The 26,162-nt window shown below is 67.6% G+C and carries 22 protein-coding genes, 1 other RNA gene and 2 pseudogenes; 16 read left to right on the top strand and 9 right to left on the bottom strand.

Translation table 11 applies throughout. The features are described from left to right. Positions 1-116 precede the first annotated feature (116 nt). Positions 117-335, bottom strand: a pseudogene (locus tag AC5P5R_RS04980) (hypothetical protein); the annotation flags it as partial. A gap of 119 nt (positions 336-454) precedes the next feature. On the opposite strand from AC5P5R_RS04980, the gene AC5P5R_RS04975 reads away from it, so the two are divergent. Continuing rightward, entirely contained in the window at positions 455-2,476 is a 2,022-nt protein-coding gene (locus AC5P5R_RS04975; protein ID WP_164281582.1) for an acyltransferase family protein, read from the top strand. A 22-nt stretch (positions 2,477-2,498) separates the two neighbouring features. Here the strand turns inward: AC5P5R_RS04975 and AC5P5R_RS04970 are convergent, their stop codons facing one another. From AC5P5R_RS04970 to AC5P5R_RS04955, 4 genes are all read right to left on the bottom strand, one after another. Continuing rightward, a complete protein-coding gene (locus AC5P5R_RS04970) occupies positions 2,499-3,884 on the bottom strand; it encodes an FAD-binding oxidoreductase (RefSeq protein WP_049397413.1) in 1,386 nt (461 codons plus the stop codon). After that, positions 3,881-4,459: a metal-dependent hydrolase gene (locus AC5P5R_RS04965; RefSeq protein WP_100438875.1), complete on the bottom strand. Its 579-nt coding sequence runs from the start codon at positions 4,457-4,459 to the stop codon at positions 3,881-3,883. The genes AC5P5R_RS04970 and AC5P5R_RS04965 overlap by 4 nt, the downstream gene beginning before the upstream one ends. Positions 4,460-4,569: 110 nt before the next feature. Continuing rightward, positions 4,570-4,938, bottom strand: coding sequence for a YraN family protein (locus AC5P5R_RS04960; protein ID WP_012479149.1), 369 nt, complete (start codon positions 4,936-4,938; stop codon positions 4,570-4,572). Continuing rightward, entirely contained in the window at positions 4,928-6,649 is a 1,722-nt protein-coding gene (locus AC5P5R_RS04955; protein ID WP_049459446.1) for a penicillin-binding protein activator, read from the bottom strand. The genes AC5P5R_RS04960 and AC5P5R_RS04955 overlap by 11 nt, the downstream gene beginning before the upstream one ends. An 81-nt stretch (positions 6,650-6,730) precedes the next feature. Here AC5P5R_RS04955 and rsmI point away from each other — a divergent pair, with 81 nt between their 5' ends. Further along, a complete protein-coding gene (gene rsmI / locus AC5P5R_RS04950; RefSeq protein ID WP_060381104.1) occupies positions 6,731-7,549 on the top strand; it encodes a 16S rRNA (cytidine(1402)-2'-O)-methyltransferase in 819 nt (272 codons plus the stop codon). Between the two features lie 154 nt (positions 7,550-7,703). On the opposite strand, the gene AC5P5R_RS04945 is transcribed toward rsmI, so the two are convergent. Both AC5P5R_RS04945 and AC5P5R_RS04940 read right to left on the bottom strand, forming a co-directional pair. Further along, on the bottom strand, positions 7,704-8,573 hold the full coding sequence (locus AC5P5R_RS04945) for a nucleotidyl transferase AbiEii/AbiGii toxin family protein (protein ID WP_157803285.1): 870 nt from the start codon (positions 8,571-8,573) through the stop codon (positions 7,704-7,706). Further along, positions 8,570-9,172, bottom strand: a complete 603-nt coding sequence (locus tag AC5P5R_RS04940; protein WP_032966430.1) for a type IV toxin-antitoxin system AbiEi family antitoxin domain-containing protein — start codon at positions 9,170-9,172, stop codon at positions 8,570-8,572. The genes AC5P5R_RS04945 and AC5P5R_RS04940 overlap by 4 nt, the downstream gene beginning before the upstream one ends. A gap of 253 nt (positions 9,173-9,425) precedes the next feature. Here AC5P5R_RS04940 and rnpB point away from each other — a divergent pair. Beyond that, positions 9,426-9,777: RNase P RNA component class A (gene rnpB, locus AC5P5R_RS04935), an RNA gene on the top strand. A 145-nt stretch (positions 9,778-9,922) separates the two neighbouring features. Here the strand turns inward: rnpB and AC5P5R_RS04930 are convergent. Then, positions 9,923-10,402, bottom strand: a complete 480-nt coding sequence (locus tag AC5P5R_RS04930; RefSeq protein WP_100438877.1) for a DM13 domain-containing protein — start codon at positions 10,400-10,402, stop codon at positions 9,923-9,925. A gap of 317 nt (positions 10,403-10,719) precedes the next feature. Continuing rightward, positions 10,720-11,472 carry an NRDE family protein gene (locus AC5P5R_RS04925; RefSeq protein ID WP_100438888.1) on the bottom strand — a complete coding sequence of 251 codons (753 nt, stop codon included), beginning with the start codon at positions 11,470-11,472 and terminating at the stop codon, positions 10,720-10,722. A gap of 323 nt (positions 11,473-11,795) precedes the next feature. On the opposite strand from AC5P5R_RS04925, the gene mraZ reads away from it, so the two are divergent. The 13 genes and pseudogenes from mraZ to ftsA all read left to right on the top strand — a co-directional run bounded on the left by mraZ (position 11,796) and on the right by ftsA (position 26,117). Continuing rightward, entirely contained in the window at positions 11,796-12,242 is a 447-nt protein-coding gene (mraZ, locus tag AC5P5R_RS04920; RefSeq protein ID WP_004143635.1) for a division/cell wall cluster transcriptional repressor MraZ, read from the top strand. Positions 12,243-12,256: 14 nt separating this feature from the next. Next, positions 12,257-13,225, top strand: a complete 969-nt coding sequence (gene rsmH / locus AC5P5R_RS04915; RefSeq protein ID WP_012479154.1) for a 16S rRNA (cytosine(1402)-N(4))-methyltransferase RsmH — start codon at positions 12,257-12,259, stop codon at positions 13,223-13,225. Beyond that, positions 13,222-13,485: a cell division protein FtsL gene (ftsL, locus tag AC5P5R_RS04910; RefSeq protein WP_005412242.1), complete on the top strand. Its 264-nt coding sequence runs from the start codon at positions 13,222-13,224 to the stop codon at positions 13,483-13,485. The genes rsmH and ftsL overlap by 4 nt, the downstream gene beginning before the upstream one ends. Next, on the top strand, positions 13,482-15,326 hold the full coding sequence (locus AC5P5R_RS04905) for a peptidoglycan D,D-transpeptidase FtsI family protein (protein ID WP_005412243.1): 1,845 nt from the start codon (positions 13,482-13,484) through the stop codon (positions 15,324-15,326). Before ftsL ends, AC5P5R_RS04905 begins: the two co-directional genes overlap by 4 nt. Next, positions 15,323-16,831, top strand: coding sequence for a UDP-N-acetylmuramoyl-L-alanyl-D-glutamate--2,6-diaminopimelate ligase (locus AC5P5R_RS04900; protein WP_164281583.1), 1,509 nt, complete (start codon positions 15,323-15,325; stop codon positions 16,829-16,831). Before AC5P5R_RS04905 ends, AC5P5R_RS04900 begins: the two co-directional genes overlap by 4 nt. Beyond that, positions 16,828-18,222 carry a UDP-N-acetylmuramoyl-tripeptide--D-alanyl-D-alanine ligase gene (locus tag AC5P5R_RS04895; protein WP_100438878.1) on the top strand — a complete coding sequence of 465 codons (1,395 nt, stop codon included), beginning with the start codon at positions 16,828-16,830 and terminating at the stop codon, positions 18,220-18,222. Before AC5P5R_RS04900 ends, AC5P5R_RS04895 begins: the two co-directional genes overlap by 4 nt. After that, a complete protein-coding gene (gene mraY / locus AC5P5R_RS04890; protein WP_004154219.1) occupies positions 18,212-19,297 on the top strand; it encodes a phospho-N-acetylmuramoyl-pentapeptide-transferase in 1,086 nt (361 codons plus the stop codon). The genes AC5P5R_RS04895 and mraY overlap by 11 nt, the downstream gene beginning before the upstream one ends. 1 nt (position 19,298) lies before the next feature. After that, positions 19,299-20,618, top strand: a complete 1,320-nt coding sequence (ftsW, locus tag AC5P5R_RS04885) for a putative lipid II flippase FtsW (RefSeq protein WP_005408078.1) — start codon at positions 19,299-19,301, stop codon at positions 20,616-20,618. Next, positions 20,615-21,703, top strand: a complete 1,089-nt coding sequence (gene murG, locus AC5P5R_RS04880) for an undecaprenyldiphospho-muramoylpentapeptide beta-N-acetylglucosaminyltransferase (RefSeq protein WP_005412247.1) — start codon at positions 20,615-20,617, stop codon at positions 21,701-21,703. Before ftsW ends, murG begins: the two co-directional genes overlap by 4 nt. A 40-nt stretch (positions 21,704-21,743) precedes the next feature. Beyond that, positions 21,744-23,180 (top strand): UDP-N-acetylmuramate--L-alanine ligase, encoded by a 1,437-nt coding sequence (gene murC / locus AC5P5R_RS04875; RefSeq protein ID WP_088431936.1) that lies wholly within the window; start codon positions 21,744-21,746, stop codon positions 23,178-23,180. Next, positions 23,177-24,139 (top strand): D-alanine--D-alanine ligase, encoded by a 963-nt coding sequence (locus AC5P5R_RS04870; protein WP_049402364.1) that lies wholly within the window; start codon positions 23,177-23,179, stop codon positions 24,137-24,139. Before murC ends, AC5P5R_RS04870 begins: the two co-directional genes overlap by 4 nt. Further along, positions 24,136-24,813: pseudogene (locus AC5P5R_RS04865) on the top strand (cell division protein FtsQ/DivIB); the annotation flags it as partial. The gene AC5P5R_RS04870 and the pseudogene AC5P5R_RS04865, both read left to right, overlap by 4 nt. A 68-nt stretch (positions 24,814-24,881) precedes the next feature. Further along, a complete protein-coding gene (ftsA, locus tag AC5P5R_RS04860; protein WP_005408083.1) occupies positions 24,882-26,117 on the top strand; it encodes a cell division protein FtsA in 1,236 nt (411 codons plus the stop codon). The last annotated feature ends 45 nt before the right edge of the window (positions 26,118-26,162 follow it).

Here is a 26,162-nt window from a genome sequence, read left to right as displayed (position 1 = left end):
TGTTGCTCTGGTAGGTGCCAACCTTGGTTGGCACGAATGTGTCGGGCGCCCATGCCAATGCCGTGTCGACCAAGGTCGACACCTACCGAGGTCGAGTGCATCGGCATCGCTCAGTGCTACGTCGCGTGCAACTGCAGATCCACATACTCTGCCAGCCCACGGCAGGCCAGCAACAGCCCTTCGCGCGCGCCGTCATCCATGTGCTGGTCGATATCCCCGTCCACGCGGGCGCGTTCGGTGGCGTGCAGCAGTTCCAGCAGGAAACTGAGCCCGGCATTGGCGCGGTCGATGCGCGCCAACGCCACGCGCTGCCCGGGTGTACGGTTGCCGCCGGGCCCACGCTCGGCTCATCGCGATCTGCACGAAGAGCAGCCGAGCATGGCTTGGCTCCGCTGTCGCTCACAGGCTGGATCGAACCTAAACACCTACTTGCTCTGTCGCGATCGTCCATTGAATGACTGCGGCAGCGGTGGTGATGCTGTCGGACCGTTTTCCGCTCGTTGCTTGCATGTCCCCTTCCGAACGTTCGCACAACGCTGCCATCGACGGCCTGCGTGCACTGGCGGTGCTGGCCGTCGTCGTCTTCCACACCAACGCCACGTGGCTGCCCGGGGGGTTCACCGGCGTGGACCTGTTCTTCGTGGTGTCCGGCTTCGTGATCAGCCAGTCGCTGGCCTCCCGCACGCATGCGTCGCTGGGCGCGATGCTGCTCGACTTCTACCGGCGCCGCGTTCTGCGCCTGTTGCCGGCGCTGCTGGCGATGTTGATGGCCACCTTCGTGCTGTCGGCACTGTTCATTCCCCGCGCGTGGCGCAATGAGCAGTTCGATCAGACCGGCTGGGCTGCGCTGGTCGGCCTCAGCAACATCGTGCTGGCTGGCCAGCAGGACGACTACTTCTCGCCCGGTGCTGAACTCAATCCGTTCCTGCATACGTGGACGCTGGGCGTGGAAGAGCAGTTCTACCTGGTCTTCCCGCTGTTGTTCTTCGTGTGGCTGCGCGGGCGTGAGCGCTGGCCGTGGTCGCGATGGTTGTTGCCGGTGCTCACCCTGCTGTCGCTGGCGTGGGCAGGCTGGCAGGCGCAGACGGCACCGGCGGCAGCGTTCTACCTGCTGCCAGCACGGTTCTGGGAGCTGGCTGCGGGCGCGCTGCTGTACCAGTGGATGCATAAACGTACGCCACGCCAGGACAGCGACGCGGCTGCCGTGGCGGGCTTGGCGCTGCTGGCCGCGGGTGTGGTGATCGCCCCGCAGTTGGCGATGCCGGTGCCGGGCGTGCTGGCCACCGTGGCCGGTACCCTGCTGCTGTTGGCGGGCGTGTCGACAGCGGGGACATCGCGCATCGCCCGTGCGCTGGGCTGCGCACCGCTGGCCTACTTGGGCCGGTTGTCCTATTCGCTGTACCTGTGGCATTGGCCACTGCTGGTGCTGCTGCGCTGGACGTATGGCCTGCATGGCGTCGCGCTGTGGCTGTATCCAGTGCTGCTGCTGGCGGTCTCCGCCGTGTCGTATCACTTCATCGAGCGTCCACTGCGGAATGCGGCACCACTGCTGCGCCTGGCGCCGGCCAAGGTGCTGGCGATGGCGCTGCCGCTGGTGGCGCTCTGTGGTGCGGGTGCCTGGGCCGCCGTGGAGTACCACGAGCAGGTCTCGCTGAGCGTCACCCGCGACGGTTATGCATGGCAGGCGCGCCGCTACCCGGCCTGGCGACCGCTGGAGCCGGTGAGTGCGCCAGCGCTTGAAGGGCGGCGCCTGTTCGTGGTGGGCGACTCGCATGCAGCGGCGTATCGCACCATGACCAGCATGGTCGCGCGCCAGACCGGCATGGAGGTGCGCCAGCAGGATCGCGGTGGTTGCAGCTTCGTCAACCTGCTGCGGGCCAGCCCGGCCGACTGCCAGGACTTCGTTGAGGACGCGCTGTCGACCATCGAGCGCGAGGCACGTCCTGGTGAGATCGTGCTGCTTGCGGCATTGCGCATGCCGGAGCTGCGCGGATTCGACTGGCAACAGCAGGATGCGCAGCAGGTCTATCGTCAATTGCTTGCCGAGCGTACCCCGACCGATGCGCAGGCCGCGCGCGATGAGGCTGATCATGTTCTTGGGCGTTTGCAGACGCTGGGCGTACACGTGGTGATCGACGCACCGCTGCCGCTGTTCAAGACCGGTGCGTACCGCTGTTCGGACTGGTTCAATCGCCGCAATCCGGCTTGTGTCGGCGGTCTGAGCATGCCGCGTGCGGATCTGGAAATGCTGCGCGTGCCGCAGATGGCACTGCTGGCGGACCTGGCCGCACGTTACCCGTCACTGACCGTGTGGGATCCGCTGCCGTTGCTGTGCGGGCCAGACACCTGTTCGGCGGTGGAAGACGGTGAACCCCTGTTCTTCGACAATGACCATCTGAGCGGGCACGGCAATCGCGTGCTGTTGCCCAGCTTCCGCCAGACCCTCATCGACAGCGTAGGCAGCGCGCCCCGGTAGCGCCGGGCATGCCCGGCGGCGTTCACACCGGCGGCAGCACCTTGCCCGGGTTGAGAATGCCGTCCGGGTCCAGCGCGGCCTTGATCGCGCGCATCGTCGCCAGCGTTTCCGGAGTAAAGGCCTGCGCCATGAAATCGCGCTTGGCCAGGCCAATGCCGTGTTCGCCCGACAGCGTGCCACCCAGTGCCAGCGTCAGCGCGAAGATCTTTGGTAGCGCGGCATGAGCGCGTGCGTTTTCGTCGGCATCGTCCGGGTGATACAGGATGTTGACGTGCAGGTTGCCGTTGCCGGCATGGCCGAAGGTGACGATGGTCAGCGTGTAGTCGCGCGCCAAGGCCTGCACGCCCGCCACCAGCTCCGGAATGCGCGACACCGGGACCACCACGTCTTCATTGATCTTGCCCGGCGCAACGCTGCGCAGCGCAGGCGACAACGCCTTGCGTGCGGCCCACAGCTGGTCGCGCGCGCGTCCTTCCATCGCCACATCCAGTTCGATCATGCCGTCGCCTTCAGCGGCGCTGGCCAGGGCCTGCAGCAGATAGGGCAGGGTGTCGTGGTCACCATCGGCCTCGACCAGCAGCATCGCACCGGCCTCCGGTACCTCGGCACCATTGAGGCGCAGCAGCTCCAGGCTGCGCGCGTCCATGAATTCCAGGCGGGTGGGTACCACCGGCTGCGACATCAACCGCGATACGGCGGCCGCGGCGGCATCGGCGTCGCGGTACAGCACGCGCAGGCCGGCCTGGCTGACCGGCAACGGGGTCAGTTTCAGCGTGGCTTCCACGATCAATGCCAGCGTGCCTTCGCTGCCCACCAGCAGATGGGTCAGATCGTAGCCAGTGGCGTCCTTGGTGTAGGCGCCGCCGCAGCGGATCACATCGCCGGTGCCGGTCACTGCCACCAGGCCCAGCACGTTGTCGCGGCTGGTGCCGTACTTCACCGCGCGCGGGCCGCCCGCATTGCAGGCCAGGTTGCCACCGACGCTGCAGATCTCGGCGCTGGAAGGATCCGGCGCCCAGAACAGGCCATGCGGGGCCAGTGCCTGCTGCAGGGCGCCATTGAGCACGCCCGGTTGCACCACCGCGCAGCGATCGCCGGCGCGGATCTCGACGATGCGGTCCATGCGGGTGAACGACAGCACGATGCTGCCGGGCAGCGGCACGGCCGCGCCGGTGGTGCCGGTGCCGGCGCCACGTGCGACCAGCGCTACGTGATGGGCCCGGCATGCGCGCACCAGTGCCTGCACCTGTTCGATGCTGGCAGGCTGCGCGACGGCGGCGGGGCGTTGATGACGCCACGAGTTGTCCTGCGCGTTGGCCTCCAGCGCGCTGTCATCCATGCGCCAGCCCTCCGCGCCCAGCAGGGCGGACAGTTCGGCAACCAGGGCAGCAGGCAGGGCAGGACTCATGACGGATCTCGTGGAGCAGCAGGAGCGGGTTGGATCAGTTTCCAGGCAACAACGGCGCCAGCCAGTGGCAGCCACACCCAGCGCAGTTCCGACAGCAGGGTGGCCAGGCCGCGCGCGCTGAAGAACTGTGGGGCGAACGGTGAAACGCGGATCGGTCGCCACGGGGCGAAGAAGCGCTGTTCGCTCCACGGCCAGGCCAGGGCAACGCCAAGGCCGCCGGAGGTCATGGCGTCGAGCAGGGGATGGCTGGCCGCGCAGATGAAGACGAACACGGTGGCTTGCATGGTCGATGCCACCGTTGGCCGCGCCTTGGTAGGTGCCAACCTGGGTTGGCACAATGCAGACCACAACGCCGCCAATGCGGCCAACACCCCGGCAAACAACAACGAATGGCTGGCACCGCGATGGCCGAACGCATCGGCATAGGGAATATGCAGGGCAAAGGCCAGTACATCGGCATCGGGCAGCATCGCGGCGACCACACCGGCGGCCAGCAGCCATGCCGGAATGCGGCCACGATCCGCGGCGCACCACAGCGCCAGAGGCACAGCGGCATGGGTGATGATCGAAGGCATCAGTCACGCACCATGGTCGTGCCGGCCAGGCTGCGCTCTGGTAGCTGCCAACCTTGGTTGGCACAGAAGCGCCGACCAAGGTCGGCCTCTACCAAAGCAAACGGTAGCCATCAGCAATCATCCAACCGGAACGCATCGCGCAGCCACTGCAACTGCGGCGGCTCGCCCGTAGCTTCCACCACATCAAAGCGGCACGGCGCATCGGCCAGCGCGGGATGGTCCTGCAGGTACAACAATGCGGCATGTGCCAGGCGCCGACACTTGCGCACATCCACCGAGGCCGCGCCGCCACCGAAATCAGATCGCGCGCGGTAGCGCACCTCCACGAACACCACGGTGCCGGCGTCGTCCATCACCAGGTCCAGCTCACCGCCACGATAACGCACGTTGCGCGCACGCGGCTGCAGTCCGGCCCGTTGCAGATGCTGCTCGGCGGCGGCTTCCACCGCCGAGCCCCGTTGGCTGCGCTCAGCGACCACCGACGATCGGCATCGGCCGGCCGCCATTGAAGGTGGACCAGGCCGGCTGGCGCAGGATGTTGCCGTTGCTGTCCAGGAACAGGGTGCCGGTGGCACCGTCCAGGCCACCTTCGTTGGACAGCTTGTCCAGGTAGGCGGTGATCTTCCAGGCATCGGCGCCGAAGGCGAACAGGCGGCCGGCCGCACCGCGTGCGCTGGGCAGGGTGCTGGCGACCTGGCTGGCCGACGGCAGGCCCGACACGCTGCGCACGTTCCAGGCTTCGTTCGGGTAGACGATGCCGTCCAGCGCCACGTCTTCTTCCATCTTGCCGCTGCCGACGGTCAGCTGCGAGGTGCCGACGCGGGTGGCGCCACCGGCACCGGCCAGCGCCAGCTGCGGCGCCAGCAGGCGAGCCTGCGGGGCGCGCACGGCGAGGAACACGGCATCGACCTGGCCGGCATTGCGCACCTGCGCACCGACATCGCCAACCGCATCGCTGACGCCGACCGTGGCCACCACCTGGCCGCCGCGCTGGGCGAAGCGCTGGGCGAAGGCGGCGGCGGCACGGCGACCGGTATCGTCGGCGCTGTTGATCACCAGCGCCTTGCCGCGCTCGCGGCCACGCAGGTATTCGGCGGCGACGATGCCGTCGTCTTCCGGCGCCAGCGAGAAACCGGCGCTGCCGGCCGGCGGCGCGTCCTTGCCACGGTTCAGTGCCAGCACCGGCACCTGCAGCTGCTGGCGGCCGTACACCGCGTCCACTTCGTCGCGGCCCAGCGGACCGACCACGAAGTCGGCACCGGAGGCGACGGCCTTGTCATATGCGGCCAGCGCACCGGCCGGGGTACCGGCGGTGTCGATGAAGTTGATGTCCGGGCGGCGGCGGGTCTCGCCGTAGTAGGCGGCGAGCAGGCCATCGCGCACCGGCTGCGCGGCGGTGGCCAGGCGGCCGCTGAGCGGCAGCAGCACGGCCAGCTTGGCCGGCGGGCGGTAACCGTCGCTCATCGCCGGCGGGCGCTTGCTGGTATCGAACTGGGCGGCGCCGTCGCGGTCGAACGGGCGCGGCAGCGGCAGGCCGCGTGCGATCAGCGCACGGCCAGCGAAGTTGTACAGCGGGTCGTTGGCCGGCAGGGCGGCGGCACGGCTGCGCAGGGTAGCGTCGTCGAGCGTGCCGAGCAGGCCGGCAATGGCGGCCTGGTTTTCGCTGCGGGCGCTGCCGGTCAGGCTGGCGTGCGCGCGGGCGCGCTCGGCGGCGGCGCCGAAGCTGTCGCCGGTGCCTTGCAGGGCATTCGCGCGTGCCACGTACCAGCGCGTGCGCAGGGCCGGCAGTACGTTGTCGCCGCTGTCCTTCAGCAGTGCCAGCGCCTGCGCCGGCTGCTTGTCGGCCAGTGCCAGCTCGGCGCCGGTCAGCTGGTAGCGCTGCAGGCTGGCGCCGGTCAGCTGGCGGGCGGTGAGCTGGCCCAGCAGGCTGCGCGCGCGAGCGCTGTCGCCGGCCAGGTGCCAGGCCCAGGCGGCATCGGCTAGGGCGTTGCTGCGGGCGCCACCTTTCAGGGTTGCGGCCAGCGCTTCCAATTGCAGGGCGGCGTCGCGCGGTTTGCCCTGTTCGATCAGCGCCAGCGCCTGGCTCTGGGCCGGCGATTCGGGCGCGCTGGTCAGGCTGGTGGTGGCACAGCCGGCCAGCAGCATCAGCGACAACGACAGGGCGGAGATCCGTGCGGCGGGCTTGTTCATGATCGGGTCCATGCGATGAGGGCAGCGGCCTTGGCCGGGTACACGCTACGATTCTACCCTTGCCCCGTGAGTACCGCTGAAATGAGTGTGCCAACCCTGTACGTCGTCGCCACCCCGATCGGCAACCTGGCCGATCTGAGCCCGCGCGCGCAGGAGGTGCTGCGCTCGGTGGCGGCCATCTGTGCCGAAGACACCCGCCGCAGCGGCCAGCTGCTGTCCCATTTCGGCATCCAGCAACCGCTGGTGGCCCTGCACGAGCACAATGAGGAAGCGCTGTCGCAGCGCTTGGTCTCGCGCCTGCAGGCGGGCGAATCGCTGGCGATGGTCAGCGATGCCGGTACCCCGCTGGTCAGCGATCCCGGCTTCCGCCTGGTGCGTGCCGCGCGTGCGGCGGGCATCAAGGTCAGCCCGATTCCCGGCGCCTGTGCCGCCATCGCCGCGCTGAGCGTGGCGGGCCTGCCCAGTGACCGCTTCAGCTTCGAGGGTTTCCTGCCGGCCAAGGCCAGCGGCCGCCGCGACCGCCTGCAGGCGCTGGCCGGTGAAGTACGCACGATGGTGTTCTACGAATCCTCGCATCGCATCGCCGAGTCGCTGGCGGACATGGCGGCGATCTTCGGCGGCGAACGCCCTGCGGTACTGGCGCGTGAGCTGACCAAGCTGTTCGAGACCGTGCTCGATGGGGATCTGGCCGGACTGCTGGCCAAGGTGGAAGCTGACGAAAACCAGCGCAAGGGCGAGTTCGTGGTGATGGTGCAGGGCGCTGGCGACGATGAAGAAGCGCAGCTGGCGCATGGCCGCCGCGTCTATGCCAAGCTGAGCGAGCATCTGCCGCCGTCGACCGCGGCGAAGCTGGCGGCGGAGTTGACCGGTGCACCGCGCAAGGCGTTGTACGGCAGTTGATGGATCGTGCGGACCAAGGTCCGCACCCACCAAAGCGGAATCCGCACCCACCCAGAGCAGCGGAATCAGTAGATCCACGCCATGCGTGGATGGATGGGCCGCGCCAGGGGCTGCACCTACCCGGGCGGAACCGATGGCGCCAGGCCCTGCGACGTCAGGACTGTACGGTTGTGTCGAGGGTGTCCAGATAGTCGGCAATCTCGGCAATCACCGAAGAGAGATCCGGCGCGATCAGGCGATTCCTGCGCAGGAAGGCGCGCCACTGGGTCTGCTTCTGGGTATCTGCGGCGAACGACTGAGTCAGTCCGTAGGGCAAGGGGGGCGGCGCCGGGGTCCTTCGCCGATCAAACGTCGCGCCAATGGCCGCAACAAGGTGTGGACGATCCATGGCGTCTTCGCGGACCAGTGCCAGCAAGTCGAAGAAGTCCTTCATCCTGCTGTTTGCGATGCCCAGTGCCGCAATGGCCTCCAGCTTTTCGGCAAACACGGTCTCGCGCGGATAGACGTGCAGGCAGGGGAGAGGAAAGCCATCCAGCATCACCGGGTAGGCGATTTCCGGCGGTGGGGGAGTCACCGCATCGCCAAACCCCACGTCCCACTGTACGTGGCAGCGCGAGCGGCCAAGATGTGCGGTCAGGCGGATTCGCAACCCCTCATACTCCGCTTCTTCGCGGGTGGCCTCGATGGCGATGCTGCCCGGGTCGAAGCATAGGCCGTCGTCGTCCGGTATTGCACAGAGCGACCGTGCGATGTGCAGCAGATGGTCGGGATCTGCAGAGCCGAATCGCAGAAAATCGGCATCCCGCGTGGGACGGTGGGGGGCGTCGAACCACACTGCAAACAACATGGCGCCCTTCAGCAGGAACTGGTCGCGGTATCGGGAAGCGGAGAGTCGGTAGAGCAGGCGCTCAACGGCGAACCGGTCCAGCACGAACTGAAAGTCCTCGCCTCGGCTGCGAGCGAGATCGAGCAGCCGTTGCCGGATGGAAGCAACGCGCTGGGGGAGTGGTGGAGAGTGGGTCACGCCAGGGCATCGAGGTACGGTCTCATCAGTCTGGCAACGCGGCAGATCCGCGCATACTCCATCAGCGCATCCGGCGTGGTCGCACGGCTGTGAAGCGCGTCACGCAGGGCTTCAATTGCGACATCAAGTCCTACGAGATTGCGGAACTTGAAGCAATCGACGACGGTTTTGGCTACATTGCTGACGTATATGAGACGTTTGCCTACGCGACGCTCTTCCAGCCCCGCGTTGAGGGTCTTTGCCGACATGCGGACCACTCGGAGGGGCGGCCAATCGATCCGCGGAACGCGGTCGCTGTTGCCGATGGAGACCCAGCGTTCGAATGGCGCCTGGGTGGTCAGGCCATGCAGGCGCAGGGCACTCAACAGGCACAGACGGGGGTGCGGCAGGCGTTCGGCAATGATCCGCAGTCCATCATCGGTGTCGTCACTGTTTCTTTCCGCCAACGCGTAGACGCCACGAGACAGCCGGATCAGCGCACCGGCCTCGACCAGTCGGGTCAGCTGGGCGCGGGCGATCCCGGCGGTCACCAGCTCGCGGGCGCGCAGGGTGCCTGCGCGTCGCAACAGCTTTCGTGCGTTGGCCTCGGCGTTTCCCATGACGGCATTGTTCCATAACGTCGGGTGTTTTTAATATCAACCGACAAAAAGGAACATTGTCGGCTACGAAGCGTGAATGGTGCGGACCAAGGTCCGCACCCACCAGAGCGGAATCCGCATCCACCGGAGCGGTATGAGTTTCGCCGGGCCCTGTCCGGCGAATCGGTAGATCCACGTCATGCGTGGATGGATGAACCGGATGCCGCGATCAGCACGGCAGGAAGGGCGTGCGTAGGCTAGAATGTGCGCTGGCGGAGCCGGCCAGACAGTCGCGTCATCCCTTCGGGGGTGCCGAGGAAAGTCCGGGCTCCATAGGGCAAGGTGCCAGGTAACGCCTGGGCGGCGCAAGCCGACGGAAAGTGCAACAGAAAGACACCGCCTACGTCTTCTTCGGAAGGCCGGTAAGGGTGAAATGGTGCGGTAAGAGCGCACCGCGAGTCTGGCAACAGACCGGCACGGCAAACCCCACCTGGAGCAAGACCAAATAGGGATCCTTTGGCGCGGCCCGCGTTGGATCCGGGTAGGTTGCTTGAGCGTTGCGGTGACGTAACGCCTAGAGGAATGACTGTCCACGACAGAACCCGGCTTATCGGCCGGCTCCGCCTCTTTCTTCTGTCTTCTACATGCGTGTTTCCATATGCGTGAACCGCGCATCGGTAGTGCCGGCCGCTGGCCGGCAGCTTCACGCTGCCAGCAGCGGCGGACAGAATACCGGCCAGCGGCCGGCACTACCTCGACGTCGCGCGGTCCTCAACCCGGCGTACGGTATTGCCCGGCGGAGATGAACTGCTCGAACCGTTCACACCACACCACCACGGTGGTGTAGTCGTCCACGTCCACGTTCGCAGGCACCTCCACCAGGAAGCGGTTGAAGGTCTTCACCTCGCCGATGCGCTGGGCCTGCGCCTTGATCTTCAGGAAATCGGCCTTGTTGTCGACAAAGTCGCGGACCAGGTAGACCTTGTAGTCCGGCCCCGGCCCCATCTTGCCTTCGAAGGCCACCTGGCGCGCGCTGACGCTGACCTTGCCTTCGGCCCAGTGCACCGCGTCGCTGCCCTTGAGGTCACGGCGGAACGTGGTGTGATGAGTGGCGTCGCTCATGGCAGCCTGCACCTGTGCCACCGGCGGATCATCAGGAGCGATCAGGATCGGGAGGAAGTACACGCCCAGGCCGAAGCCGAGGCCGAGGGTGAGCAGGTGGGTGGCGAGCAGGATGAGGGTACGGCGCATGGGGCCTCCATGTGGATGTGGATCGCGCGGCATGGCGCCGGGCATGACCACCTTGGGAGGTTGCGGGCGGCATTTATAGACACAGTGCGAGACGCAAAAAGGGCACAGTGGGACGACCGCAGCGGCGCAGGCCCTGTGGCGCGGGCGAGAAGCCGCTGCGCCGGGAAGCTGAATGACGCCGTTGGCAGTCCTGGAGCGGGTAGTGCCGGCCGCTGGCCGGCAGCTGCGTGGCCTGCCCGAAGATCCGGAGGTTGCCGGCCAGCGGCCGGCACTACCCTGCTGGAAAGAGATGCCGGCCGGCGGCCGGCACGAGCCGGTCAGAAAATGACGTGACTCTGCCCGTTGGCTGCACCCTGCGGGCCGAAGCGGCGCTCGTGGATCTCGCCGTGGCCACCGGCGTCGATCAGCAGCACGGTGCTGGCGCGGGTGCCGTAATCGTCGCCGCGGATGAAGGCCGGGCTCAGCCAGCGCTCGCGTTCCAGGCCGATGCCGGTGTCGGGCAGGTCGCTGTCGGCGGGGCGATGTTCGTCGGCCAGCGCGGCCCAGAGCGGGGCCAGGTCCTCATCGCCGGCCTGCAGCCACGCAGACAGCGCGTCCATCAGCCGTCGGGTCTTCGGCCAGGGCGCGTCTAGCGCGCCGTTGGACATGCCATGCACGCCCGGGCCCAGGCTCTGGCGCTCGGCGGGGTGGTTGCCCAGGTACTCGAGGCTGTCGCCATCGGCCAGCAGCAGGTTGAAGGGCGCATACGCGCCCGCCACGGTGGCCAGCCGGTCGATATGCACGGCGGCGGGGTCGCGGCCGCGCAGGAAGTCGGCCACCAGTGCCCCCCGGGACGGGCCGGTCTGTGCGGCCAGCGGATCACGGACATTGGTGACCACGGCCATGCGGCCGCCGGCGCCGACGCCGGCCCAGCCACCGCCGGAGCGCAGGTCACGCCCTCCGATGACGGAGGTCTCATCCTGCCAGGGGGCCAGCGCCGCGGTCGGGCGGGCGTGGAACTCATCACGGTTGCCGGTCATCACCAGCCGCCAGCGCGGGTGGTGCATCCAGCCAAGAGCGAGCAGGCACATGGCCTCATTGTGCATCGTTTGCGCAGTCCGGCGGCGTTTCCGGCCGGTTTCGGATGAATGCGCGGGCGATGTTTCACGCCTTGTCCATAGCCCTGAACTTCCGTTCAATCTCAAAAATTGAGACGGATCAGCAACTTGTGGATAAGCCTTGAACAATTCTCTAAAGGTTGTTGCAAGCCATTGATGCGGCTGGCGATTTCCCCGCTGAAAAGTTGTTGACAACCCTTCGCCCGCTGCTAAGGTGGGCATCAGAGGGAAATCCGGGTGTTTTGTGGGTTTTCGTGGTTCAATGTTTCACCGGGCGAAGGATAGGTGCACGCGTCGTGTTCCAGGGCGAGACGGCCATCACAGTTGACGATAAAGGGCGCATGGCGGTTCCCACCGCTTACCGCGACCTCGTCGCGCGCGCCAGCAACAACCGTCTCGTGCTGACCTACAACCCGTTCGAAGCCGGCTGCCTGTGGCTGTATGCAGAGTCGGAATGGGAGCGGGTCCGCGACGACGTCATGTCCAAGCCCAACACCCAGCGCGTCGTGCGCCTGTTGCAGCAGAAGCTGGTCGGCTCGGCCGCCCATCTGGAACTGGACGGCAACGGTCGCATCAGCATCCCCGCCAGCCACCGCGGTGCGGTGGGCATTGAGAAGAAGGCGGTATTGCTCGGTATGGGCGACAAGTTCGAATTGTGGAGCGAGCAGGCGCATCGGGCCCTGATCCAGCAGACGTTGTCTGACGAGGATCTGGGTGATGGGTTGCTCGACCTGAAGTTGTGAGCCGGGGTGCCCGGATGCGCCCAGAAGCGCAGACCGGTCACCTTCCGGTGTCGCAGTCGCCGGCGGTGCACCTGCCGGTCCTGTACACCCAGGTCCTTGAAGGCCTGAGGGTGATCGAAAACGGACGTTATCTGGATGGCACGTTCGGTCGTGGCGGTCATGCACGTGGCGTGCTCACCCAGCTCGGTCCCGAGGGGCGCCTGCTGGTCATGGACAAGGATCCGGAAGCCATCGCCGTTGCCGAGCGCGATTTCGCGCCGGACCCGCGCGTGTCCATCTTCCGTGGCAGCTTCGCCCAGCTGCTGCAGTGGGATGCGACGGCCGAAGGCCTGGACGGCGTGCTGTTCGACCTGGGCGTGTCGTCGCCGCAGCTGGACGTGGCCGAACGTGGCTTCAGCTTCGGCAAGGACGGCCCGCTGGACATGCGCATGGACCCGGACAGCGGTGAAAGCGCCGCGCAGTGGATCAACCGCGTGGAAGAGCGCGAAATTGCCGACGTGCTGTGGACCTATGGCGAAGAACGCCAGAGCCGCCGCATCGCCCGTGCCATCGTGGCCCGCCGTGAGAAGCAGCCCTTCTCCCGCACCGCCGAACTGGCCGAGCTGATCGCCTCGGTGATGCCGCGTGGGAAAGACAAGATCCACCCGGCCACGCGCAGCTTCCAGGCCATCCGCATCCACATCAACCGCGAGCTGGCCGATCTGGAAGCCGGACTCGATGCGGCGGTGGAACGGCTCAAGCCCGGTGGCCGGCTGGCGGTGATCAGCTTCCATTCGCTGGAAGACCGCATCGTCAAGCAGTATATGAACCGCCTGGCCAAGGCGCCGCCGGCCAACCGCCGCCTGCCTGAGGCGGTGGCGTTCGTGCCGACGCTGGACCTGATCGGCGGTGCCATCAAGGCGACCGACGAGGAACTGGCCGCCAACCCGCGTGCGCGCAGCGCCGTGCTGCGCGTGGCGCAGAAGCGGGAGGCCGACGCATGAGCCGGCTGCTGCTGATCATCCTGCTGGCGTCCACCGTGGCCTCGGCGATCGGCGTCGTGTTCGTGCGTCACCGTCATCGGCAGACGTTCATCGAACTGTCGCGCGCCGAGCGCAAGCGCGATGACATCAACCTGGAATTCGGCCGACTGCAGCTGGAGCAGGCGACCCTGGCCGAGGCCAACCGTGTCGATCGCATCGCCCGCGAGAAGCTCGGCATGAAGTTCCCCGAGGCCGCCGACATCGTGGTGGTGCGGCCATGAGCAAGGCCGGCCGCAACCGCCCGCGCAATGCCTTCAACCTGCGCCAGCGCCTGCGCTGGGTCGCGCTCGCGCTCGGCCTGTGCTCGGTGTCGCTGGTCGGCCGCGCGGCCTACGTGCAGATCATCAACAGCGACTTCTACCAGCGCCAGGGCGAGGCCCGTTACCTGCGCGAGCTGCCGATCAAGACCTCGCGCGGCATGATCACCGACCGCAACGGCGAGCCGCTGGCGGTATCCACGCCGGTCGCCTCGATCTGGGTCAATCCGCAGGACCTGCTGCGTTCGCCCGAGCGCATCCCGGAGCTGGCCCAGGCGGTCGGCATGTCGGTGGATGAGCTGAGCAGCCGCCTGTCGCAGAAGTCGGACAAGGAATTCATGTACCTGCGCCGCCGGATCAATCCGGACGAGGCAGAGAAGGTGGTCGCGCTGAAGATTCCGGGCGTGGCCGCGCAGCGCGAGTTCCGCCGCTTCTACCCGCAGGGTGAAGCGATGGCGCACGTGCTGGGCTTCACCAACATCGACGACCGCGGCCAGGAAGGCCTGGAGCTGGCGTTCGACGAATGGTTGCGCGGCAAGGCCGGTGCGAAGCGGGTGATCCGCAACCGCAAGGGCGAGACCGTCGAGAGCGATCTGCTGCGTGCCGCTGAACCGGGCAAGGACCTGACCCTCAGCATCGACCGCCGCATCCAGTACCTGGCCTTCAAGGAACTGCGCAACGCGCTGGTGGCCAACAAGGCAGCGGGCGGTTCAATGGTGATCATGGACGTGACCACCGGCGAGATCCTGGCCATGGTCAACCTGCCGACCTACAACCCGAATTCGCTGACCGGCGCGCTACCCGATGCGCGCCGCAACCGTGCGGTGACCGACCTGGTCGAGCCGGGTTCGACGATGAAGCCGTTGACCATCGCTACCGCGCTGCAGGCCGGTGCGGTGACCAAGGACACCATCATCGATACCAATCCGGGTTACATGACCCTGGGCCGCTTCACCATCCGTGACGTGCCGCGCAACAACGGCGTGCTGAACGTGACTGGCGTGATCACCCGCAGTTCGAACGTGGGTGCGGCCAAGGTCGCGGCCAAGATGCCGGACCAGGTGTTCTATGACGGCGTGCGCCGCTTTGGTTATGGCTCGGTACCGCACAGCGGTTTCCCCGGTGAATCCGGCGGCGTGGTGCTGCGCCCGGCGCGCTGGTCGGGTACCACCAAGACCACGATGTCCTACGGCTACGGCCTGAACGTGACGCCGCTGCAGATCGCTACCGCCTATTCGGCACTGGCCAACGGCGGTCGTCTGATCGCGCCGACCTTCGTCAAGGGCCAGCGCAATGAAGGCCAGCAGATCATCGACGAAAACGTCGCCAGGCAGGTGGTGGCGATGATGGAAACCGTGGTCACCCAGGGCGGCGCCAAGCAGGCGGCGGTGCTGGGCTACCGCGTGGCCGGCAAGACCGGTACCGCGCGCAAGGCCGGTCCGGGTGGTTACGAGCGGGGTCATTACAACGCGCTGTTCGCCGGCGTGGTGCCCGCCACCAACCCGCGCTTCGCCACCGTCATCGTCATCAACGATCCGCAGGCCGGCAAGTTCTACGGCGGCCTGGTTTCGGCGCCGGTCTATCACAACGTGATGGAAGGCACCCTGCGCCTGATGGACGTGCCACTGGACGACCTGCAGTCGTGGCTGGCTGCACAGCAGTCCGGCAAGGTCGGCCACTCGGCCTCGATCCTGCCTGCGCCGCCGGCCGAGACCGCGCTGCCGGTGGATGCCGCCGCTGAATTCGATGCTGCGCTGCCGAGCGCGCACGCCCAGACGCCGCCCACTACGGGAGGCACGCAATGAGTCCTTCGATGTTGCTTTCGCAGTTGCTTCCGGACGTTGCCCTTGCAGGGCACGACCCCGTTCTGACCGGCCTGGTGCTGGACAGCCGCGCCGTGCGTCCCGGTAATGCCTTCGTCGCCATCGCCGGTTTCGGCGCGCATGGCCTGGGCTTTGTCGAGCAGGCCCGCGCCGCCGGTGCCAGCGTCATCCTGTTTGAACCGCCGGCGCCCGCCGAACTGCCGGCACCGGCCGATGCGATCGCCGTGCCGGGCCTGCGCGCACGCATGGGTGCGATGGCCGACCAGTTCCATGGCGCGCCGTCGCGGGCGATGGCGATGGTCGGTGTCACCGGCACCAACGGCAAGACCTCCACCGTGCAGCTGCTGGCCCAGGCCTGGCACCTGCTCGGTACGCCCAGTGGCAGTATCGGCACGCTGGGCGCCGGACTTTATGGTGCGGTCGAGCCGACCGGCTTCACCACGCCGCTGGTGCTGCAGATGCATGCGCTGCTGGCGCAGCTGCGCGACGCCGGTGCGCGCGCGGTGGCGATGGAAGTCAGCTCGCATGCGCTGGACCAGGGTCGCGTGGATGCCGTGCACTACGACGTGGCGGTGTTCACCAACCTCACCCGCGACCATCTGGACTACCACGGCGACATGGCCAGCTACGGCGCGGCCAAGGCGCGGCTGTTCCACCGTCCGGGCCTGAAGGCCGCGGTGATCAATCTGGACGACGCGTTCGGCCGCCAGCTGTTCGCCGGCCTGCCGGCGGGCGTGCAGCCGATCGGCCTGAGCTCGCGCGGTGCCACTGACGCCAGCGTGCGCGCCGAGGCGCTGCAGCTGGATGGCCGTGGCATTGCCTTCGAACTGGTCATCGACGGCCAGCGCGCGGCGGTGCTGTCGCCGCTGCTGGGCCGCTTCAACGTGGACAACCTGCTGGCGGTGGCCGGCACCCTGCACGCGCAGGGCCAGCCGCTGCCGCGCATCGCCGAAGTACTGTCGGCGCTGCAGCCGATCCGTGGCCGCATGAACCGCCTGGGCGGCGAAGGCGGCGTGCCGACCGTGGTGGTCGACTACGCACACACCCCGGACGCGCTGGAACAGGCGCTGGACAGCCTGCATGGCCACCTGCAGGGCACGCTGTTCTGCGTGTTCGGCTGCGGCGGCGAGCGTGATACCGGCAAACGCCCGCAGATGGCGGCCATTGCCGAGCGTCTGGCCAACCAGGTCATCGTCACCGACGACAACCCGCGTGGCGAGGATGGCGACGTGATCGTGGCCGACATCCTGGCCGGCTTCACCGATGCCTCCGCCGTGACCGTGCAGCGCAGCCGCGCGCGTGCGATCGGCCTGGCGGTGAAGCGTGCCGGTGCCGGTGACATCATCCTGATCGCCGGCAAGGGCCACGAGCCGTACCAGGAAGTGAATGGCGTGCGCCATGACTTCGACGACACCGAAGTGGCCGCCGCTGCACTGGCGGCCAAGGCCGGTGTACTAGAGGCGCGGGCCGGGGAGGGCACCGCATGAAGCGCACCCTGCTTTCGCTGATCGCACACTGGGCCGGCGGCGAGATCCACGGCGACGACGTGGCCATCGATGCGGTCAGCAATGACACCCGCAGCCTCGGCCCGGGCAGCTTGTATGTGGCGCTGCGCGGCGAGCGTTTCGACGGCCATGACTTTGCCGCCGACGCGCAGGCGCGCGGTGCCAGCGCACTGCTGGTCGAGCGCCTGCTGCCGATCGAACTGCCACAGGTGCTGGTGGCCGACAGCGAACTGGCACTGGCGAAGATCGCCACCGGCATGCAGCGCGACCGCGGCACCGAGGTGTTCGCGATCACCGGCAGCAACGGCAAGACCAGCGTGAAGAGCCTGCTGCTGTCGATCCTGCAGCAGGTGGCACAGCACGCCCACAAGGTGGTCTACGCCAACCCGGGCAACCGCAACAACGAGATCGGCCTGCCGCTGGCGGTGATCGATGCGCCGGAAGATGCCGACTACGCCGTCTACGAGATGGGCGCCGGCAAGCCGGGCGATATCGCCTACCTGACCGACATCGCCCGCCCGCGCTATGCGCTGGTCAACAACATTGCCCCGGCGCACCTGGAACGCATGGGCAGCCTGCTCGGTGTGGCGGTGACCAAGGGCGCGATCTATGCCGCGCTGCCGGCCGATGGTGCGGCGGTTATCAATGTGGACGATGCCTACGGCCGCTGGTTCGAACAGCACTTCGTCGGCACCCCGCCGCGTTGCCGCGTGCTGCGCTACGGCCTGGAACATACCGCCGAGGTGACCGCGCGCGACATCCGCGCCGGCGCGCAGGGCAGCCAGTTCACCCTGGTCGCACCGAGCGGCGAAGCCCGCGTGGTGCTCGGCCTGCCCGGTCGCCACAACGTCAGCAATGCGCTGGCCGCCGCCAGCCTGGCGCTGGCCGCCGGTGTCGACCTGGCGCTGATCGCGACCGGCCTGGCCGAAGCGCAGCCGGTGCCGGGCCGCCAGATTGCCCATCAGCTGCGCAATGGCGCGGTGCTGGTGGACGACAGCTACAACGCCAACCCCGGTTCGCTGGCTGCGGCCATCGACGCCCTGGCCGCCGCGCCGGAAGAGGGCTGGCTGGTGCTGGGCGACATGCGCGAGCTGGGTCCGGACGGCGAGGCGCTGCATGCGCAGGCCGGCATCCGTGCACGCGCCGCCGGCCTGAAGCGGCTGTATGCACTGGGTCCGCTCAGTGCCGCCGCTGCGGCCGCCTTCGGTGAAGGCGGACGCCATTTCGCTACCCATGGTGCGCTGTCACAGGCGCTGCAGGACGAGTTGCACGCTGGTGTGCGCTGCCTGGTCAAGGGTTCCCGTGGCAGTGCCATGGACCTGATCGTCAAAGCGCTGCTGGCGCAAGGAGAGGAATCCCCGCATGTTGTATGAACTGGCTCGATGGTTGCAGCAGTTGGAGAGCCTGTTCGGGCTGTTCAACTACCAGACGTTCCGCGCCATCCTTGCCGCGCTGACGGCCCTGTTCCTGTCGCTGTGGCTTGGCCCGGCGATGATCCGCAAGCTTGCCCAGTTCAAGGGCGGCCAGCCGATCCGCAAGGACGGTCCGCAGACCCATTTCTCCAAGGCCGGTACGCCGACCATGGGCGGTTCGCTGATCCTGCTCACCATCACCCTGTCGGTGCTGATGTGGGCCGACCTGCGCAACCGCTACGTGTGGCTGGTGCTGGCGGTGATGCTGTGCTTCGGCGCCATCGGCTGGTATGACGACTGGATCAAGATCGTCCGCCGCGACCCGAACGGCCTGAAGTCGCGCTGGAAATACCTGCTGCAGTCGATCTTCGGCCTGGCTGCTGGCCTGTTCCTGTTCTACACGGCCGACGTGCCGGCGGCGCTGACCTTCTACATCCCGATGTTCAAGTCGGTGGCGTTGCCGCTGGCCGGCATCGGCTTCGTGGCCATCGCCTACTTCTGGATCGTCGGTTTCTCCAACGCGGTGAACCTGACCGACGGCCTGGACGGCCTGGCCATCATGCCAACCGTGCTGGTGGCCTGCGCGCTGGGCGTGTTCGCGTATGCCTCGGGCAACGTGGTATTCGCCAACTACCTGCAGATTCCGCAGATTCCAGGCGCCGGCGAGCTGGTCATCATCTGCGCGGCCATCGCCGGTGCGGGCCTCGGCTTCCTGTGGTTCAACACCTATCCGGCCATGGTCTTCATGGGCGACATCGGCGCGCTGGCGCTGGGCGCGGTGCTGGGCACGATCGCGGTGATCACCCGCCAGGAACTGGTGCTGGTGATCATGGGCGGCGTGTTCGTCATCGAAACACTGTCGGTGATGATCCAGGTGGCCTCGTTCAAGCTGACCGGCAAGCGCGTGTTCCGCATGGCGCCGATCCACCACCATTTCGAACTGAAGGGCTGGCCCGAGCCGCGTGTGATCGTGCGCTTCTGGATCATCTCCGTCGTGCTCGTGCTGATCGGCCTGGCCACGTTGAAGGTGCGCTGAGATGAACGACCTGTCCCGCCAGGCAACACGCCTTGAAGCCATCGAAGGCAGCTACGACAAGTGGCTGCTGGGCGCGATCATCGCGCTCACCGGCGTGGGCGTGGTGATGGTGGCGTCCAGCTCGATCGCCTTGATGAGCAGTCCGTTCTACTACCTCAACCGCCACCTGATCTTCCTGGCGGTGGGTATCGTGCTGGCGGTCATCGCCGCCCGCACTGAACTGAAGTCCATCGAGCAGTACAACCAGATGCTGCTGCTGGGCTGCTTCGTGCTGCTGCTGGCGGTGTTCGCACCGGGCCTGGGCAGCACGGTCAACGGTGCGCGCCGCTGGATCAACCTGGGCATCTCCAAGTTCCAGACGGTCGAAGCGGTGAAAGTGCTCTACATCGTCTGGCTGTCCAGCTACCTGGTGCGTTTCCGCGACGAGGTCAATGCGACCTGGCCGGCGATGCTCAAGCCGCTGGGCGTGGCCGGGGCGCTGGTGGTGCTGCTGCTGCTGCAGCCGGACTTCGGCTCGTCCACCCTGCTGCTGGCGATCACCGCCGGCATGCTGGTGCTGGGCGGGGTGAACATGCCGCGCATGTCGATGCCGGTGATCATCGGCCTGGTCGGCATGAGCGCACTGGCGATCATCGAGCCGTACCGCATGCGCCGCATCACCTCCTTCCTGGACCCATGGGCCGACCAGCAGGGCGACGGCTACCAGCTGTCCAACGCGCTGATGGCGGTGGGCCGTGGCGAGTGGACCGGCGTCGGCCTGGGCAACTCGGTGCAGAAGCTGTACTACCTGCCCGAAGCGCATACCGACTTCATTTTCTCGGTCACCGCCGAGGAATTCGGCTTCCTGGGCACCTGCGTGATCGTGGCCCTGTACGCGCTGCTGGTCGGCCGGACCTTCTGGCTGGGCATGCGCTGCGTGGAGATGAAGCGGCACTTCTCCGGCTACATCGCCTTCGGCATCGGCCTGTGGATCAGCATGCAGACCTTCGTTTCGATCGGCGTGAACCTGGGCATCCTGCCGACCAAGGGCCTGACCTTGCCGCTGATCTCTTCCGGCGGCTCGTCGGTGCTGATGACCTGCGTGGCGATGGGCCTGCTGCTGCGCGTGTCCTATGAACTCAAGCGCGCCGAGCGCCGCCAGGCCGTGCGCATCGGCGGCACCGAAGACGCCGCTGCCGAGCCGAGCGACGAGCCGGCCGCGCCGGTGGCCGCCAGCGTACCGATGAGCGCCGAGCCGGTGGCTGCCGCTGCAGCGAACGCTGCGCGTGGCACCAGCCGCCTGCAGTCGCGCATCGAACCGACCTTCGGGAGGCTGTCATGAGCACAGCCACCGACAACGTGCGCCCGGTGATGATCCTGGCCGGTGGTACCGGCGGTCACATCTTCCCCGGCCTGGCCGTGGCCCGCGTGCTGCGCGCGCGCGGCGTGCCGGTCACCTGGATGGGCGCCGACGGTGCGATGGAAACCCGTCTGGTGCCGCAGCACGACATTCCGATCGACACGCTGGCCATCACCGGCCTGCGCGGCAAGGGCAAGCTGGCCCTGCTGGGCGCGCCGTGGCGGCTGATGCGCGCGCTGCGCGCGGCCGGCATGATCATCCGCAAGCGCCAGCCGCGTGCGGTGGTGGCCTTCGGTGGATTCGCCTCCGGTCCCGGCGGCATGGCCACGCGCCTGCATGGCCTGCCGCTGATCGTGCATGAGCAGAACCGCGCACCGGGCCTGACCAATCGCATCCTGTCGCGCTATGCACGCCGTCTGCTGACCGGCTTCCCGGGCACCTTCGCCAAGGGCGAGGAGTTTGTCGGCAACCCGGTGCGTGCGGAGATCGCCGCCATCGCACCGCCGGAACAGCGCTTCGCCGACCGCCAGGGTCCGCTGCGCGTGCTGGTGGTGGGCGGCAGCCAGGGGGCACGCGCGCTCAATACCGGCGTGCCGCAGGCCATCGCTGCGCTGGGCGCCACAGTGCCGGTGCAGGTGCGCCACCAGAGCGGCGAGAAGATGCATGCCGAAGCGGTCGAGGCGTATGCCAAGGCTGGCGTGCAGGCGGAGATCACCCCGTTCATCGCCGACATGGCCGAGGCGTTTGCCTGGGCCGATCTGGTCGTATGCCGCTCCGGCGCGTCCACGCTGGCCGAGCTGTGCGCGGTCGGTGTCGGCAGTGTGCTGGTGCCATTCCCCGCTGCCGTCGACGATCACCAGACCCGCAATGCGGAGTACCTGGTCGAGCGCGGCGCGGCGGTTTTGCTGAAGCAGGACGGAACGCTGGCCGACGGCATTGCCGCACTGCTGCGCGATCTGTCCGAAAATCCCGCCCGCCGCATGCAGATGGCGCAAGCCGCGCGTGCCCTGGCCAAGGTCGATGCCGCCGAGCGCATCGCCGATATCATTCTCGAGGAAGCTGTATGAAGAAGGCATGCCACCGCGCCTGCCCTGCGCGAGGCCGCGCATGATCCGCCGCCTGCACGACACCAACGACCTGGTGCGCGCGTTCCCGCGCGTGCATTTCGTCGGCATCGGCGGCACCGGCATGAGCGGTATCGCCGAAGTGATGCTGACGCTGGGCTATGAAGTGTCCGGCTCGGACAACGCCGACAACGTGGCGACCCGCCGCCTGGCCAGCCTGGGTGCGCGCATCATGCGCGGCCACTCGGCGGCCAACGTGCTGGGCACCGACTGCGTGGTGGTCTCCAGCGCCATCCGCGAAGACAACCCGGAACTGATGGAAGCGCGCAGCCAGCGCATTCCGATCATGCCGCGTGCGGCCATGCTGGCCGAGCTGATGCGCTTCCGTCGCGGCATCGCCGTGGCCGGTACGCATGGCAAGACCACCACCACCAGCCTGACCGCTGCGGTATTGAGCGAAGGCGGCCTGGACCCGACGTTCGTGATCGGTGGCCAGCTGCTGGCCGCCGGCGCCAACGCCAAGCTGGGTGGTGGCCAGTGGCTGGTGGCCGAGGCCGACGAAAGCGATGGCAGCTTCCTGCGCCTGAATCCGTTGATGTCGATCATCACCAACATCGATGCCGATCATCTGGAGAACTACGGCAACGACTTTGCCCGCGTGCAGGCGGCGTTCGCCGAGTTCCTGCAGCGCCTGCCGTTCTATGGCCTGGCGGTGCTGTGCATCGACGACCCGGAAGTGGCTGCGCTGGCCGCCAGGACCCCGCGCCACGTGATGAGCTACGGCATGAGCCCGCAGGCCGACGTGCGCGCCGAGAACGTGGTGCAGGAAGGGTCGCGCATGCGCTTCACCCTGCGCCTGCCGCAGGGCACCAGCCAGGAAGTGGTACTGGCACTGCCGGGCAGGCACAACGTACTCAACGCACTGGCCGCCGCCGCAGTGGGCTGGCAGCTTGGCGTGGCCCCGGACGCCATCGCGCGTGCGCTGGAAGGCTTCGCCGGTGTCGGCCGTCGCTTCAACGATCTGGGCGAAGTGACCACCGCCAGTGGCGCCAAGGTGCGCATCATCGATGACTACGGTCATCACCCGAGCGAGCTGGAAGCCGTGTTCGCCGCCGCCCGTGGTGGCTGGGCCGACAAGCGCCTGGTGGTGGCCTTCCAGCCGCACCGCTACAGCCGAACCCGCGACCAGTTCGACAAGTTCGCCGCTGTGCTGTCCAGCGTCGATGCGCTGGTGCTTAGCGAGGTCTACCCGGCTGGCGAGGAACCGATTGCCGGTGCCGACTCGCATGCGCTGGCCCGTGCCATCCGCGCGCGCGGCCGCAGCGAACCGGTGGTGGTTGGCAAGGCCGCCGAGCTGGCCAGCGTGCTGCCGGACGTGCTGCAGAACGGTGACCTGCTGCTGATGATGGGGGCGGGCGACATCGGCGCCGTGGCTACCCACATCGCGGTGGAAGGCTTCAAGGGGGAGGGCGAGGCGTGAGCGCGCTGACCTTCCCGCCGCTGCGCGTGACCGACCCGGCTGTATTCGGCCGCGTCGCCGTGCTGCTCGGTGGCACTTCCAGCGAACGCGAGGTGTCGCTGGATTCCGGCCGCAACGTACTGGAAGCACTGCAGTCGCGCGGTGTCGATGCGTTCGCGGTGGATGGCATTCCGGCGCTGGCCAAGGCGCTGGCTGCCGGCGGCATCGACCGTGTGTTCAACATCCTGCACGGCCACAACGGTGGTGGTGAGGACGGCATCGTGCAGGGCCTGATGGACGCCTTCGGCGTGCCGTACACCGGCTCGGACGTGCTGGGCTCTGCGCTGAGCATGGACAAGATCCGTACCAAGCAGGTGTGGTTGTCGCTGGGCCTGCCGACCCCGCAATACCGCAAGGTCGACGCATCGAACGTGCATGCACTGGCGGCCGAGCTGGGCCTGCCGGTGGTGGTGAAGCCGGCCAACGAAGGCTCCAGCGTGGGCATCAGCCGGGTCACCGACGACGCCGGCCTGGATGAGGCCGTGGCCCTGGCTGCGCGCTACGACGGCCAGCTGCTGATGGAGCAGATGGTGGTCGGCGACGAACTGACCGTGGCCATTCTCGGCGACGTCGCGCTGCCGTCGATCCGCATCGTGCCCAAGGGCCAGTGGTACGACTACAACGCCAAGTACATCGCCGAGGACACCCAGTACCTGTGCCCGGGCCTGGACGGTGGCGACGAAGAGGAAATCCGCCGCATCGCGCTGGCCGCGTTCCGCGCTGCTGGCTGCCGTGGCTGGGGCCGCGTGGACGTGATGCGCGACCGCAGCAGCGGCCGCTTCTTCCTGCTGGAAGTGAACACCGCGCCGGGCATGACCAGCCATTCGCTGGTGCCCAAGGCCGCAGGCCAGGCCGGCATCAGCTTCGAAGAGCTGGTGTGGCGTGTGCTGGAACAGACCCTGGAGGCCTCGCACGCATGAACGCGGTGCTGCGCATCTTCGTCTGGCTGTTGGCGCTGTCGGTGGTTGCACTGCCGGTGGTGGCCGTGGTCAATGGCTGGGTCGGCGCCGAGCGCTGGCCGCTGGCGAAGCTGCGCGTGCATGGCGAGTTCAAGCGGGTACCGGCCGAACAGCTGCAGCAGGTGCTGCTGCCGTATGCGCGCGCCGGGTTCTTCGCGGTCAAGCTGCAGGATGCCCAGGACGCACTGGAAAAGCTGCCGTGGGTGGAAAGCGCACGGGTACGCAAGCAGTGGCCGGATGTGCTGGAAGTAACCCTGGTCGAGCACAAGCCGTTCGCGCGCTGGGGCAACGACCGCCTGGTTTCCGAGCAGGGCAAGCTGTTCCCCACGCCGAAGAAGCTGGCCGACCTTGCGCTGCCCGAACTGGATGGCCCGGACAGCCAGACCGAGGAAGTGATGAAGCTGTACAGCGACTCGCGTGCATTGTTCGCACCGGCCGGCGTCGATGTGCGCCGGGTGACGATGGATGCACGCGGCAGCTGGTCGCTGGTGCTGAGCAACGGCACCGAAGTGGTGGTCGGCCGCGACGACGCGCGCTCGCGCATGCAGCGCTTCGTCAAGGTACTGCCGCAGCTCAACCGTCAGGACGCGCCGATCGAGCGCGCCGACCTCCGTTACACCAATGGTTTCACGCTGAGCTGGGGTACCCCGGCCACGCCGGCGAAAGCGCCGGCGACCCCGGCCAGAAGCACGCAGGAAAGGACATGAATCGCAAGGGTGACAAATCGCTGATCGTTGGCCTGGACATCGGCACCTCCAAGGTGGTGGCGCTGGTGGGCGAGTATTCGCCGGGCAACCCGATCGAAGTGATCGGCATCGGCTCGCACGAGTCGCGCGGTTTGAAGCGCGGCGTGGTGGTGGACATCGAATCGACCGTGCAGTCGATCCAGCGCGCGGTGGAAGAAGCCGAGCTGATGGCCGGCTGCGAGATCCGCTCGGTGTACGCCTCGATCTCCGGCAACCACGTGCAGTGCAAGAACTCGCCGGGCATCGTGCCGATCCGCGACGGGGAAGTGACCTGGGGCGACCTGGATCGCGTGCTCGATGCGGCCAAGGCGGTGGCGATTCCGGCCGACCAGAAGATCCTGCACGCGATCCCGCGCGAGTACGTGCTGGACGATTCGCAGGAAGGCATCCGCAATCCGGTCGGCATGACCGGCGTGCGCCTGGAGGTGCATGCGCACCTGGTGGTGTGCGCGCAGTCAGCCGCGGCCAACATCAGCAAGTGCGTGCAGCGCTGCGGCCTGCAGGTGGATGACCTGGTGCTGTCCTCGCTGGCCTCCAGCGTTGCGGTGCTGACCGCCGACGAACGCGAGCTGGGCGTGGTGCTGGTCGACATGGGCGCCGGCACCACCGACATCGCGGTGTTCGTGCAGGGCGCGATCTGCCACACGGCTTCGCTGCCGATCGCCGGCGACCACGTCACCAATGACATCGCGCACATGCTGCGCACGCCCACCCCGGAAGCCGAGCAGATCAAGGTGCGCTACGCCTGCGCCCTGGCCCAGCTGGCCACTGCCGAGGAAAGCATCCAGGTGCCGTCGGTGGGCGACCGCCCGCCGCGCCGCATGCCGCGCCATTCGCTGGCGCAGGCGGTGCAGGGCCGTTACGAGGAAATCTTCGAGATGGTGCAGGCCGAACTGCGCCGCTCCGGCTTCGAGGAACTGGTGCGCGCCGGCATGGTGCTGACCGGTGGTGCCTCGAAGATGGAAGGCGTAGTCGAGCTGGCCGAGGAAATGCTGCAGATGCCGGTGCGCGTGGGCATCCCGCAGCACGTTACCGGCCTGGGCGAAGTGGTGGGCAATCCGGTGCATGCCACCGGCGTGGGCCTGCTGCTGATGGGCAGCCAGATCGAGCACCCGCGGCGGCCGTCGCTACCGACCGGGCGCGCCGGAAGCATGTTCAAGAAACTCAAGACCTGGTTCCGCGGCGAGTTCTGACGCGGAACCCGTAACACCGGGGTCACCCCGGCGCACCACCTGCAG

The sequence above is a fragment of the Stenotrophomonas sp. YJH_SMC_19 genome, from assembly GCF_059367915.1.
Note: the sequence above shows the minus strand (reverse complement) of the source record. Positions and strands in the feature narration are given on the sequence as shown.